The following is a 13195-nucleotide window of genomic DNA, read 5'->3' as shown; positions in this document are numbered from 1 at the left end:
TTAAAAAAATCAGCAAGTTTGTAAGCATATTCTTCTTGAGTACTTTTTTGCTATTCGGCTGTCAGCCAACAGAAGATAATGCCAGTTTGCAGCGAATAATTGAGCGTGGCTATATTAAGGTCGGTACTATTTATGGCTTAACCAGTTATTATCTAGAAGCTGAAGACGCTGCAGGTTTTGAATATGAGCTGGTAAAAAATTATGCAGACTCATTAGGTGTTGAATTAAAAGTAGTGCCTAGCTATAGCCTTGAAGAACTTTTTGATAAATTAGACAGCGGCCAAGTTGATATATTAGCAGCAGGCTTAGCGGTGACCGATAAAAGACGTCAAAAATATAATTTCTCTCCTAGTTATGATGATATCAGCCAAAAACTCGTTTTTAAACAGGGCGGCATTCGACCTCGTGACATAGAAGATTTAACGGGGAATTTATTGATCATGGCGCATTCAAGCCATGAAGAAAATCTTATCCAATTAAAAAATAGCCATCGTGAGTTAACTTGGCAAATCAGTGATGAATTCGATAGCGAAGAATTATTACTGAAAGTATTATCAGAAGAAATTGACTACACCATTATCGACAGCAATACCCTAGCAGTTAATCGCCGCTATTATCCTGAAATCAGCATTGGCTTTACCATAAAAAAACCACAACCTTTGGCTTGGGCAGTTAGAAAAAATAATGACCAATCAATCTATGCCAGTCTTGTTGAATTTTTTGGCAAAGTACATCACGACGGTACATTATTAGCACTTAATGACAAATATTATGGTCATGTTGAAGAGTTTAATTATGTTGATACCCGAATGTTTATTAAAGCGGTTGAAGGTAAACTGCCTCAATACCAACCGCTCTTTGAAAAGTATAGCCAAGAGATTGACTGGCGATTATTGGCCGCGATTAGTTATCAAGAATCTCATTGGGAACCTCACGCCCGCTCTTATACGGGTGTGCGTGGTATGATGATGTTAACTTTGCCAACGGCTAAGCAAATGGGTATTAAAAGTCGCTTAGATGCTGAACAAAGTATTCGTGGTGGCGCTAAATACTTTAAACAAATGATCGATAGAATGCCCGATAGAGTACCTTTCCCCGATCGTTTGTGGTTTGCACTTGCCTCATATAATATTGGTTTAGGCCATTTAAATGACGCACGAAAAATAACAGAAAAACAAGGTGGCGATCCCGACCGCTGGGTAGAGGTTAAAGATCGCTTACCATTACTTAAACAAAAAAAATATTACAAGCCAACTCGATACGGTTATGCCCGTGGTGATGAAGCGGTAAATTATGTTGAAAACATCAGACGTTACTACGATACCTTGACTTGGATGGATAATAAATCAAGAGAATATGTTCTTCCTGAACCGGTGGAAACGCAAGCCATCGCTATAATAGAATAACTTAAGTTGATAATCTGTGTTAATGTGAAGTTAGCTGTTGTTTCACTCCATAACTTTTACGTTGTCATCAAAGTGAAACATAGTTAAGCAATACTAAGTAAGTAGATAACTTCAAAGAGAGTCAAAATGAACAATAAAATTAGACGACAAGTACAAAGTTCCCATAGAAAAAGACAGTTACAACGACAAAAACATAAGATAAACACCCGTCGCTTGGGACATTTCCTAATAGAAAACCAATAGAAAATCACTATTGGTTTTCACCAATAACCTTAAGTATGCTTACCTTGAGTCCATGTTGACTCGTTCAATAGTCGATTACCTGCATCAACAGCCCCTGTTTCCATGGTTGTCCCCATAGAGTCATTCCAACGATTTAAAAAGCCAAATAAAGATATAACGCTAAGGATTTCAACAATTTCACCGTTATCCCAGTATTTATGTAGTTCGCCAGATATACTATCGTCAACGGCATTGGGTACACTTGAAGCCGCAAGCGCAAATTCAAACGCTGCTTTCTCTGCTTTACTGTAGCTATCACTTGTTCGAAAAGACCAAATATCAGCTAACCTTTGGTCAGTTCCACCATAGCGCTCTGCCGCTAAAATTGTATGTGCCTCGCAATAGCGACAACCTGTATTAGCACTGGTTATATAACCCACCAAACGTTTTTGTTCAGCGGTTACTCTACCTTCATTTGCCATTACAGCAATATTTAAACTAATAAACGCCTTAGCTATAGCTGGGCGCCGTTGCATGGTCAGTACACTATTCGGACAAAAACCTAACGTTTCATTAAAGAAACGGGCAAGCTCAGTAATGTCTTCATTTTCATCGCCAGTAAGTGGCTCAACTAACGCCATAACTATCTCCAAGTATCGTTAAACTAATCGTTAAACTAATCGTTAAACTAATCGTTAATGATAGATTAGTGCAAACCGGAGATATTGCAAGTGCAACATCTTCGGTTTATGTAACTGATAGGAAAGTATCAAATAATAAGGCGTTAGAACGCCACGGAAACGGCGGTGATATTCAGCTAAATTCACTTTAGCAATAATAAAGTTAACGCGTTAGCTGTTAAGCAGCGAACAACAACAGGGCCAGCTAAATCTAGCCGTATTACTGTTTATCTAGCGGATAATTAATAGTTTCAACGCCAATATTAATTTATTTTTATCGACAGCAACTGCACTTTTTGCTTTTAAATTAAGCTTATGTCAATGTAGATGTAACAAATTGTTGCTGTTGGTACCATTGATAGTGCAGTATGATGATATAAATTTGTCTACAATCCACTTCTAGGCAAATAAAGTTAACCTTAATATCAGGATCTCGATTCATTAATTAGCTGATGCATGGAAGAAAGAGAATGAAAAAATATATACTCTTAGTTCTATTATTGATTGTAAATAGTCCTGCTCACACTGCTCCTTCAAGAGATTATGCGGTTGGTTGGGAGTTATGGTATCCCTATCAATATCACAATAAAAAACAAGAACTTGTTGGTTTAGATTTCGATATTTTCAATACTATTATTAAAGAAACTAATTTCAAGGTAACCTTCACTGAACTGCCTTGGAAAAGACATTTACAATACATAAAAACAGGCAAAATGGATATGGCGATGGGTGCATCCTATACGCTTGAACGAGAAGAAAACGCCTATTTCTCTCTACCTTATCGTCTTGAGAAAGTTAATCTTTTTGTCAAAAAAGGCATGGCTGATAAAATTAAGCTCGAGACATTAGCTGATCTGGCTAATTCTAATTATATGATTGGTGTTGAAGGGGGATATTTTTATGGTGAGGAATTTCAAAAACTTATTACAACCAAAGACTTTCAAAGCCATATTAATAACGTTATCGACTTAGAGCAAAATGTAAATCTATTGCTAAAAGGTCACATCGACGGATTTTTGGTCGACCCTGTAACGATGAAAGTGTTCTCTGAAAAATATTTTTTGCAAGATGAGTTTGAAATGCACTCATTAAAAATATACCAAGATAATATTCATATTATGTTAAGCCGTGAATCCTGCACTATTGAAACCCTTAATCTTATTAATAAAGCTATTACCAAATTAAAACAAAGTGGCGAAATTGCTAAAATAATTAAACGCTGGACAGCAAACAATCAGTAATTAACACATTATTGTATTTCGTAGATCATCTAATTTAAAAAGTAACATGACTTTTAAAACAAAAAACCTCAATAACAATGTGTTATTGAGGTGTCATTTTTTATCAACTGGCTGTTAACCGTCTATAAATTAGCTTTTACGCCAAGTGGTTTTGCCAGCACTGTCTTCAACGATAATATTCATCGCCGCTAATTTATCTCGAGCTTCATCAGCTAATAACCAGTTTTTACTTGCTCTCGCATCATTACGTTGTTTTATTAACGCTTCAACTTCAGCGACTTCATCGCTGTCACCTTTTCCTTGTAAAAAACTTGCTGGAGATAATTGTAATAAACCAATCAATTCTCCCAAACCTTTAAGCGTCGCGGCTAAATAGGGCGCCTTATCACTGCTTTCATTTTTAGCGACATTTAACTCTTTGGCTAAATCAAATAATACCGCTAACGCTTGTGGTGTATTAAAGTCGTCATTCATTACTTTAATAAATTGAGCAACAAACGTGTCATCCTTATCTAGTGAAAAATCAGCAAGCACCTCAACATCACGCAAAGCCGTGTAAATACGCTCTAGAGCAGAGCGTGCCTGTTCTAAATTATCTGTAGAATAGTTTAGCTGACTACGATAATGTCCAGAGGTTAAGAAGAACCGAACAGTTTCTGAGTCATACTGGCTTAGCACATCACGAATAGTGAAAAAATTATTGAGTGACTTTGACATTTTTTCTTGGTCAACTTGCACCATACCAGTATGGATCCAATAATTCACGTAAGGGGAATCAAGCGCACAACAACTCTGTGCTACTTCATTCTCATGGTGTGGAAACTGTAAATCTGAGCCTCCACCGTGAATATCAAAATGATGACCTAGTTCTTTAGCGCTCATCGCTGAACATTCAATATGCCAACCAGGACGCCCTGCTCCCCAAGGTGATTCCCAACTTGGATCGCCTGGTTTAGCTGACTTCCACAAAACAAAATCCAGTGGTGACCTTTTACTTTCATCGACTTCTACACGAGAGCCGGCTTGTAATTGCTCTAAATTTTGACCGCTGAGTTTGCCATAGTCTGCAAAGCTCGACACAGCAAACAACACATCGCCACTAGTGGCGACATAGGCATGCTCTTTTTCGACAAGTGTGACGATCATGGCAATAATTTCGTCCATGTGCGTCGTTACTCTTGGTTCTATATCTGGTCGTTCAATATTCAAACTATCAAAGTCTTCATGCATTAATGCAATAGTACGCTCGGTAAGCTCATCTGGTGTTTCGTTATTTTCTTGTGCCCGCTTAATTATTTTATCTTCAACATCGGTGATATTACGGACATAATTTACGTCATAACCAGAAAACCTTAGGTATCTAGCAATGTTGTCAAAGCTAATATAAGTACGTCCATGACCGATATGACATAAATCGTAAACCGTACAACCACACACATACAAACCGACTTTACCTGCTTCAATTGGGGTAAAAACTTCCTTCTGGCGGGTCAATGTATTGTATATCTGTAACATAAGATTTTCTGGCTCCGATCACGATTAAAATAGGGGTAATTAATAGTTAATAAAAATTATATCAATTTTCGATAATTGTACCCGAACAAAGCGCTAGGGTCATTATTTACCTACACATTATCCATAAGTTTGCTTTACAGTTCTGTGCTTTCGTTTACAATTCCCACATCGAAATTGAAGAGTAAATAAAATGATCATTTTAAAAACAAACTTAGGCGATATCAAAATTGAATTAAATTTTGATAAAGCACCTCTTACAGCAAAAAACTTTCAACAGTATGTTGAAGACGGTTTTTACAACGGCACTATTTTTCATCGTGTCATTAAAGGTTTTATGGCACAAGGCGGTGGTTTTGCTTCTGGCTTAGAAGAAAAAGATTCTCGTGAAACCATTCAAAACGAAGCAAGTAATGGCTTAGAAAATAAGCGTGGCACTTTAGCGATGGCAAGAACACAAGAGCCACATTCAGCTTCAGCTCAGTTTTTTATCAACTTAAGCGACAACGATTTTTTAAATTTTAAAAACGAATCTGTGCAAGGTTGGGGTTATTGTGTATTTGCTGAAGTTGTTGAAGGCATGGACATTGTTGATAAAATGACTCTGGTTGAAACTGGCCGTATGGGTTTTCATGACGATGTTCCAACAGAAGAAATCATTATTGAATCAGCGATTGTTGAATAATAAAAATTAGTGACTAACGCAATAAACAACAAATCAGTAACCTACTTTATTGCTGATTTGCATTTAGCGCAAAACAGGCCCGATATAACGGCCTGTTTTTTGTCATTCCTTGAAAAAGATGCCCCTAACGCCGAAACACTATATATATTAGGTGACTTATTTGAATACTGGATTGGTGATGATGATAAAAATCCTTTTGTCGTCGAAGTAGCCCTCGCGCTAAAAGCATTAAGCATGCTAGGTACTCGTATTTATTATATTCATGGTAACCGAGACTTTCTCTTAGGGAAGCGCTATGCCAAAGCTTGTGGCATGACGTTATTACCTGAAGTGGATGTTATTGATCTCTATGGTAAACCCGTCGTTATTATGCATGGTGACACTTTATGTACACGTGATATCGCTTACCAAGCCTTTAGAAAGAAATCTCGTTCTTGGTGGTGGCAAACGATGATTAAAAACTTACCACTGTTTGTACGTAAGAATATTGCTGAAAATTATCGCTTAAAAAGCGCCAGTGCAACGGCAATGAAGTCACAAGAAATAATGGATGTCACCGAGACAGAGGTTGTTGACAAGCTTGAATTACATCATTGTCAGTTACTTATTCATGGACATACTCACCGCCCTAACATTCATCATATCCAAGCCAATAACCTACCTGCTCAGCGCATTGTTTTGGGTGATTGGTATGAGCAAGGCGCATGGTTAAAGGTAACAAAAGACAGTATAGAGTTACTTTCTCAAGCCTTTAAAACGCCTTAAACTTATTTTCTCAATAAATTAAATACTGCTGTTATAAATAAGTAATATCACGACAAAAAAAATGATTAAACCGGCTATTGTGTCGCATTTTCCATTGAGTTTTCTTTTAATTAACTGTTATTATGTAGAAAAATAATAAAGAGAATTACGATGCAGGGAAGTTTTGATCAAGCGATGAAAGTCGCAGAACAAGCTAAAGAATTTATGCTTTTGCATCTAATTGCGCCCATACCGAGCCATTACGCTGTTGCCTACTGTTATTTTTCAAAAGAAAACGTGTCACTCATAAAAAAAATAGATGGGCAATTAAGCAGCAAAAAGCCACTCGACGCTATTTTTATCGACGCATTGTTTAGTGAGTTTCTTTCAAACAGCCAAAATATTGAAGATAATATCTTTACACCTTTTGGCGAAACACTGAACAGTACCTTAGCGCAACTTGATAACCAAGTTTCAAGCGGACAAGCAGTAATAAGTCATCTCAATAAAATAGAAAAAACGCTTGGTCAGCTAAGTGTAGAAAAGCCTCTCCAAAACATTACTACTTTTTTACTTAATGCTATAGGGCAATCGACAGCTCAACATGAGTCTTTATCTACTGAGCTATATAAAGCATCTGAAGAAGTATCACAGTTAAAACTGAAGTTAGAAGAATCTCGTCAAGAAGCCCTAATTGATACCTTAACAGGATTATTAAACCGTCGAGGCTGTGATAAAAAATTACAGGCACTATCACTTGATAACATTCATTCATCATTAGTTATCGATATTGATCACTTCAAAAAAGTGAATGATTCTTTTGGACACAGTGTTGGCGATAAAGTGATTCAGTTGGTGGCAAAAATCATCAAAGAACACGTCACACCTGATGACATTCCTGTGCGCTACGGCGGTGAAGAGTTCGTGGTGGTATTATCAAATAAGTCGCAACAATTTGCTCATACGATGGCTGAAAAAATACGTTTGGCTATTGCGAAATTAAAATTAGTGCAACGTCAAAGTAATACTCAGCTTCCGCCTATTACTGTATCTATTGGGGTTGCCGAATTACACAATAACATGACATGGGCAACATTATTTAATAATGCCGACCAAGCGTTGTACCAAGCAAAAAATTCAGGCAGAAATCGTTGTGTATTAGCAAGCGCCAATACTGCAGCTTAACTTGAAAAAGCTAACTAAGCTTAAAGAGTCGCTGCAGGTAAGCCACTATGAAACTTAAAGTCTTCATCTGCACTAATAATTAACGTCGCTTCGATATCAGCAAAATATTTTATTCGTTCAGAAATATCGGTTCCAGCAATCTCTGTCGCTAATGATAAGTAATCTTGATAATGGCGAGCTTCGGAGCGTAGTAATGATATATAAAAATCACCCAGACGCTTATCAACATGAGGGGCTATTTTAGCAAAACGTTCACACGACCTAGCTTCGATAAAGGCACCGATAATTAACTTATCAACCATAGCATCAGGTTCAAAAGATTTTACATGACGAAGTAAGCCTTTCGCGTATCGGCACGGCGTAATACTTTGATATTCAATACCATACTCATCCATCATTTCTAATACTTGGTAAAAATGATGTAGCTCTTCTTTGATCAGTAAGACCATTTTGTCGATAAGGCCTTGCCCATGTGCTGAACCTGACTTGGGTAATATGGCTTTAGTTAACTTGTTTTTCGACGGTAATGAGCGCCAATCCCCTTGCCTCTTATAGATTAATTGCTCGAATGGCTGCAGCCATGCCAACAAAGCATCACCGCTTTCTTTATCAACTGCATATTTTCGGATCAAAAACATAGCGGACTGAGCTGCTTTTAATTCACACACCAGGTGATCAATTAATAGCACGGGTAAATTTTCAGGCTTAACGGCTTCATCAAGCCATGCTTGTGGTGTTTCACACTTTAAGAATGACAATATTGGAGATAATAATTTTGTAGTCGACATTTGGTGAAATTCTTCACTATATACACTAGATTGATATCAATTTTATCATACCCTTATTAATAATTGCGCGGCTATTTTCAGAGAAAGTTAACGATCCAATAATAATTGAGTATTGTCTATGCTAATTTAAACGCGAAGACCACAAAGTAAGGGGTTTTATGAAACACATTATCTCACTCAGTCCCCTTTTAGAGAGTAAAAAAAGTAATATTATCAGGTAATGATGATGGCAATTTTTGCATATAACTTACGCATGACTGCTTTTATTAGTCATTTTGACCAGGGTTTGCAAAATAAAATAACAACTTAATAATGAATAATTAGTGGCCAGTAATTTCGGCATAGCCAATACCAATAAAACCACCCGTTGCTTTTACGCGTCCTTCCCAGTAAGGGATTGTTAATTGATTACGTGAATCTTTGGTAATACTTTCAATAATAATGATTGGTCTATTCGTTAATTCAACTTGCCATTTACTAGGATAATCGTGGTTATTTAATGTCACGGTTTCAATAACAGACAGCTTAATATCTTCTTTAAAAAGCGGTGTTGTTTCGCCATTGGGGGCTATCTCAGTACCACTACAATACTCATAATTATTATCATTACCTCGAATACAAAAGAGCATGAGCCCTTGCTTCTCTGATTGAGTGGCTGATTGAGTGTCAACAATACTGAACCAATCCCAACCGAGTTGATTTTTGTCGAGTAAACTCGCCGACCACTCTCTGTCATACCATGCATTCCCCGAAACGTTATAGGTGTTACCCGCAAAAGTTAGACGGCCTTTTACCTTTAAAAAGGGATAACTAAAGTAATAAGACGCATGACCACTTTGTGTTTTTTGGCTATAGCCCTTGTCGCCATGCAAGGCTATTGGGCTGTCGCTTAGTGTTAATGCTATTTCATAGTTTTCATGTGCTGCTGTTAAATTGAGTGGCAAAAATTCGTTGTTGATACTGCTCAACTGCCAATCATCAATACTGGCATCAAACGGCGAGCTAATGACCTTAGCTTGCCTTGCTCGTGAAAACCGTTCAAACGCAATATGATCTTGTTGGTGTTGTATGGCAAAATGAGCAAAGTAAAGATTGTTATCCCACCATTGTGACTCAAGGTTACCTGGCATTAGTGTGCGAAATAATGTCCATTGAACCCCAAAAGTCTCGCCAGTGTCACTTTGCAAATTAGCCGTTACATACCACCACTCAATACCTTGTCCAGCATGAATACCATGATCAGCGGGAAAGATAAGAGGAGTGCCCTGTATTACCGGTTTGCCAATAGCCACTTGTAATTTAGATGATGCTGTTTTTTGCTCAGTCGGTTGACACGCAGACAGCACAAAAATTAACAGCACAAGCGTACATCGTACAAAAACAAACGGAGTCAATAATACCCCGGTCAAAGCTTGTCTTTTTATCACGCGATTATGACTCCTTAGTCGCTAAGTTAGTTAATTTTCGGATCGGTAAATAGGCACATAAAACAGAGACTCCAACTAGCGTTAAGCACGTTATTAATAAACTGCTTAAATCTAAACTAAAGTGAATAGTCCAGCCAAAGGCAATTGGCATGACAAACTTTAATAACGCAAAGCCCAGTGCGAAGCCAAGCGGAATAGCAAACAACGCAGTAAACACAACCACGCCTGCTGTTTGTAGCAGTTTCATGGTTAATAATTGCCCTTGTGTTACGCCTAAATTACGTAATATGGTTAATTGCTTTAATTGATTAACACTTAAACTTAATAGGCTGGTACACAAACTTAACAATGCAATAGCGAGAATAAAACTATTGAGTGCTTTGGTCACTACAAACGTATCTTCAAACAAGGCATTAGCTATTTCTTTAAATCTTTTATTGGCTAAAATTTTTGTACTGTCTTGTTTAAATTCGCCCATTAAACGCTCGCTAAAAACAGCAACGGAAGTACGACTCTTTAGCCGTATTGAATAACCAAAAACATCACGGTTTAGTGCTGCTGTTTTCTGGCGTTCCTCTAACGTAAGTAACGATATTCTTGGGTTACCATAATCATAAAAGAACCCTGTTATACGACAAGTAAATTTAGTTGAATTTTGCTTAAATACCATCACGTCATTTAATGAATAATTAAACTTAATTTTACTTTGTTCGTTAGCCAAGCAACCTTGACCATAAAAATTTTCTACATTAATGGCTGAGCCAGAAGTCAGCGAAATATGTTGATAATGTTCAAAGCTATTACCAAAGCTTGCAAGATTCGCAGGTACTTTATTTACATCACCATCACTTTGCATATAGATACTCAACTTCTCAACTTCAGGTAAGTTAGTGAGCGCTTGCCTTAAAGTATTATCGAGTTTATCTGAACGTAAATAAATATCTGCACTTAATTGCTTTTCAAGATGGGCATTTAACGTATGGCTAAAGCTTTTTACCATAATTTGCATGCCGATAGCACTGCCAAGCGCCACTAGAATTGCAATAATAGCAATATGAAGGTCTTTTACATGAAGTCGGGTATCGGCATGAAGCCATTGTGTTAATGGATTTGTGATTGTCAACGGTAATGAAACCAAGAGAGACAGTACTTTAGGCACAAGTAAAATAAACAACATTAAAAGCGCAAAACACAGCAGCAAGGCTTGATACTCATTAGTCGCATAATAGAGTAACCCTATGACTGCCACTAATGTACTGACCAACAAACTATAGAACATCAATTGACTTTTTTGGGCAACTTGCTTGGCTTGCGCCAAAAGTATTACCCCCAAAGCCGAAATATTAAGGGTAAAGCCTAATAAGACATTTGACCATTGCCAATTGATCACAAGCGCTTTATCGAGTTGATACAAGCCAACTAAAGTGCTGTTAACATCAAGCACTAATGCATTAGCAATTAAATAACCACCTAATGTACCTAATAAAGCAGTGCAAACACTAACAATAATAAGTTCAATGACAAGACTTAGTTGAACACTTAACTTAATGCAACCTAATAGCTGCATTTGCTCTATTAATTTTTGTCGCGCAGTTAACGTCAGTTTTATCGCATTAAAACTCAAAAATGCCGCAACAATATAACCAAGCATGGCAAGTGCGGTCAGATTAAAAAAGAAGGCTTCAGATAAAACATCGAACGATTGTTGCTCTGCATCAATCAACTGTGCTTGCCCAGCAATTAGCTGTGCTATTTTTATTAATTGCTGCTCGCTAACATGCGAGAGCTCAATAAAGCTGAGTTGCCCTTTAGCTGCTAATAAATAATCAGCATTGGCGATATCGGTGATCGCCCAAAGTCCAATATTGTCAGCTAATACAACTTCAGGTTGATGCTGATCGTTTTGCAGCGAAAAATTTATTGGTTCACCTGTTTTTGTCACGATGCGATTTGCAAATTTCGAGTCAACTAATAAGGTAGAAAGGGAAAAGCGTTGAGCTGTTTTATTAACATTTTCATCACTTTGTTGGTATTGCGCACGGTTTAACCACAGCAGAGTATCCACACCCTGAATGGCAAGTGTTTCTCCGTTGTTGGTTTTTAATTGACCTCGTAAAACGGGTTGAGTATTGATAAAGCCATGTTGTCGTAAAGTGAGCCATATATTGCCATCAATAAAGTACTTTCCTGTTAATGGCTTAATTAAATGTGTAACGGGGTTATTGATTAATGCGGAAGAATTTTGATAGCGTGTATTAGCCTCTTGATTAAGGCCAGAAATTGCGGTTAATAGTGCACTACCTAGACTAAAACCTAGAAAAAATAACGCCATTAACCAAGGATGTCTTCGATAGAAGGCTAAATGAGTGGCGATAATAAGTTTAATTTCATTGGTCAAATTATTCAAAATGACCATCTCTAAGTACTTTTACATGGTCAAAGTAATCGGTTAATTGATGACTGTGAGTCACCATCACCAAATTGATTTTTTGCTCACTGCATAACTCAGTAAGAAGTTTAACGACTTGGTGCGAGCGCTGCCGATCTAAGTTACCTGTTGGTTCATCTGCAAAAATTATCTGAGGTTTGTTGAGTAACGCTCTTGCGATGCCAACTCTTTGTTGTTCTCCACCTGAGAGTTTTTCTGGCAGTGAATCGAGCTTACTTTCGAGCCCTAGTTTATTGACGATATAGTCAAATTCATCCGCTGGTTTTTTGGGGTAATTGAGTTTGTGTTGAAAGAGAATATTTTGCTTTACGGTTAAACAGTCAAGCAATTGGTAATGCTGAAATATTAGCCCTATTTTACGACGATAAAGCGCAAGTTCTGTTTCATTCAGTGATGAAAGCTCTTGATTGTTAATACTTACCGAGCCACTATCTGCTTGCAAGAGTCCCGCTAAAATATGTAAAAAGGTTGTTTTACCTGAACCACTATCACCAAGTAACGCGAGGTGCTGTGCTGCAGGTACAAATAAATCGAGTTTATTTAAAATATTTTGTTTGTTGCCGCCATCATTACGGCTAAAAGATAAGTCCTTCACGCAAATCACGGTAACTCCTTATTATTACGTAGAATATCATGGTAAAAACACTACAAAATCACCAAAAAAGTATTTAATCCCCTAAAAATCACCTCTTCATTCAGCGAGATAATTATGAGTAATAATTTCATTTAGCCGACATTCAGTGAGTAATTAACAATATAAATAATTTTTTTACAGCTCCATTAACTCATCCCTCGTGTTTTACATTATAAAAAATAAGGTAAGCGCTAATAGTGTTGTGGTCGAAATATCGTAAAT

General features: G+C 37.2%; 11 protein-coding genes. 5 read left to right on the top strand and 6 right to left on the bottom strand.

Features of this window, described 5'->3' with window-relative positions:
- Positions 1–35: 35 nt before the first annotated feature.
- Positions 36–1406, top strand: coding sequence for a membrane-bound lytic murein transglycosylase MltF (gene mltF, locus H4J75_RS11325; protein WP_259366376.1), 1371 nt, complete (start codon positions 36–38; stop codon positions 1404–1406).
- 272 nt (positions 1407–1678) lie between these two features.
- Here mltF and H4J75_RS11320 read toward each other — a convergent pair whose 3' ends face one another.
- Positions 1679–2269 carry a carboxymuconolactone decarboxylase family protein gene (locus H4J75_RS11320; RefSeq protein WP_182222188.1) on the bottom strand — a complete coding sequence of 197 codons (591 nt, stop codon included), beginning with the start codon at positions 2267–2269 and terminating at the stop codon, positions 1679–1681.
- Positions 2270–2778: 509 nt separating this feature from the next.
- Between H4J75_RS11320 and H4J75_RS11315 the strand changes: the two genes are divergently transcribed.
- Positions 2779–3549, top strand: coding sequence for an ABC transporter substrate-binding protein (locus H4J75_RS11315; protein WP_182222187.1), 771 nt, complete (start codon positions 2779–2781; stop codon positions 3547–3549).
- A gap of 129 nt (positions 3550–3678) precedes the next feature.
- Here the strand turns inward: H4J75_RS11315 and cysS are convergent, their stop codons facing one another.
- On the bottom strand, positions 3679–5064 hold the full coding sequence (cysS, locus tag H4J75_RS11310) for a cysteine--tRNA ligase (protein WP_182222186.1): 1386 nt from the start codon (positions 5062–5064) through the stop codon (positions 3679–3681).
- Between the two features lie 190 nt (positions 5065–5254).
- Here cysS and H4J75_RS11305 point away from each other — a divergent pair, with 190 nt between their 5' ends.
- From H4J75_RS11305 to H4J75_RS11295, 3 genes are all read left to right on the top strand, one after another.
- Positions 5255–5746: a peptidylprolyl isomerase gene (locus tag H4J75_RS11305; protein ID WP_070374269.1), complete on the top strand. Its 492-nt coding sequence runs from the start codon at positions 5255–5257 to the stop codon at positions 5744–5746.
- A gap of 9 nt (positions 5747–5755) precedes the next feature.
- Positions 5756–6511, top strand: coding sequence for a UDP-2,3-diacylglucosamine diphosphatase (locus tag H4J75_RS11300; protein ID WP_310733770.1), 756 nt, complete (start codon positions 5756–5758; stop codon positions 6509–6511).
- A 150-nt stretch (positions 6512–6661) separates the two neighbouring features.
- The gene (locus H4J75_RS11295) at positions 6662–7675 is read left to right on the top strand and encodes a GGDEF domain-containing protein (RefSeq protein ID WP_182222185.1); all 1014 of its coding nucleotides are present in this window, start codon (positions 6662–6664) and stop codon (positions 7673–7675) included.
- A 20-nt stretch (positions 7676–7695) separates the two neighbouring features.
- Here H4J75_RS11295 and miaE read toward each other — a convergent pair whose 3' ends face one another.
- From miaE to H4J75_RS11275, 4 genes are all read right to left on the bottom strand, one after another.
- Positions 7696–8463 carry a tRNA isopentenyl-2-thiomethyl-A-37 hydroxylase MiaE gene (gene miaE, locus H4J75_RS11290; RefSeq protein ID WP_182222184.1) on the bottom strand — a complete coding sequence of 256 codons (768 nt, stop codon included), beginning with the start codon at positions 8461–8463 and terminating at the stop codon, positions 7696–7698.
- A gap of 320 nt (positions 8464–8783) precedes the next feature.
- Positions 8784–9887: a lipocalin-like domain-containing protein gene (locus tag H4J75_RS11285; RefSeq protein WP_182222229.1), complete on the bottom strand. Its 1104-nt coding sequence runs from the start codon at positions 9885–9887 to the stop codon at positions 8784–8786.
- A gap of 7 nt (positions 9888–9894) precedes the next feature.
- Positions 9895–12306: an ABC transporter permease gene (locus H4J75_RS11280; protein WP_182222183.1), complete on the bottom strand. Its 2412-nt coding sequence runs from the start codon at positions 12304–12306 to the stop codon at positions 9895–9897.
- The gene (locus H4J75_RS11275; RefSeq protein WP_182222182.1) at positions 12290–12943 is read right to left on the bottom strand and encodes an ABC transporter ATP-binding protein; all 654 of its coding nucleotides are present in this window, start codon (positions 12941–12943) and stop codon (positions 12290–12292) included. Before H4J75_RS11275 ends, H4J75_RS11280 begins: the two co-directional genes overlap by 17 nt.
- Positions 12944–13195 lie beyond the last annotated feature (252 nt).

Source organism: Colwellia sp. BRX10-1 (assembly GCF_014077545.1).
GTDB lineage: Bacteria > Pseudomonadota > Gammaproteobacteria > Enterobacterales > Alteromonadaceae > Colwellia_A.
Note: the sequence above shows the minus strand (reverse complement) of the source record. Positions and strands in the feature narration are given on the sequence as shown.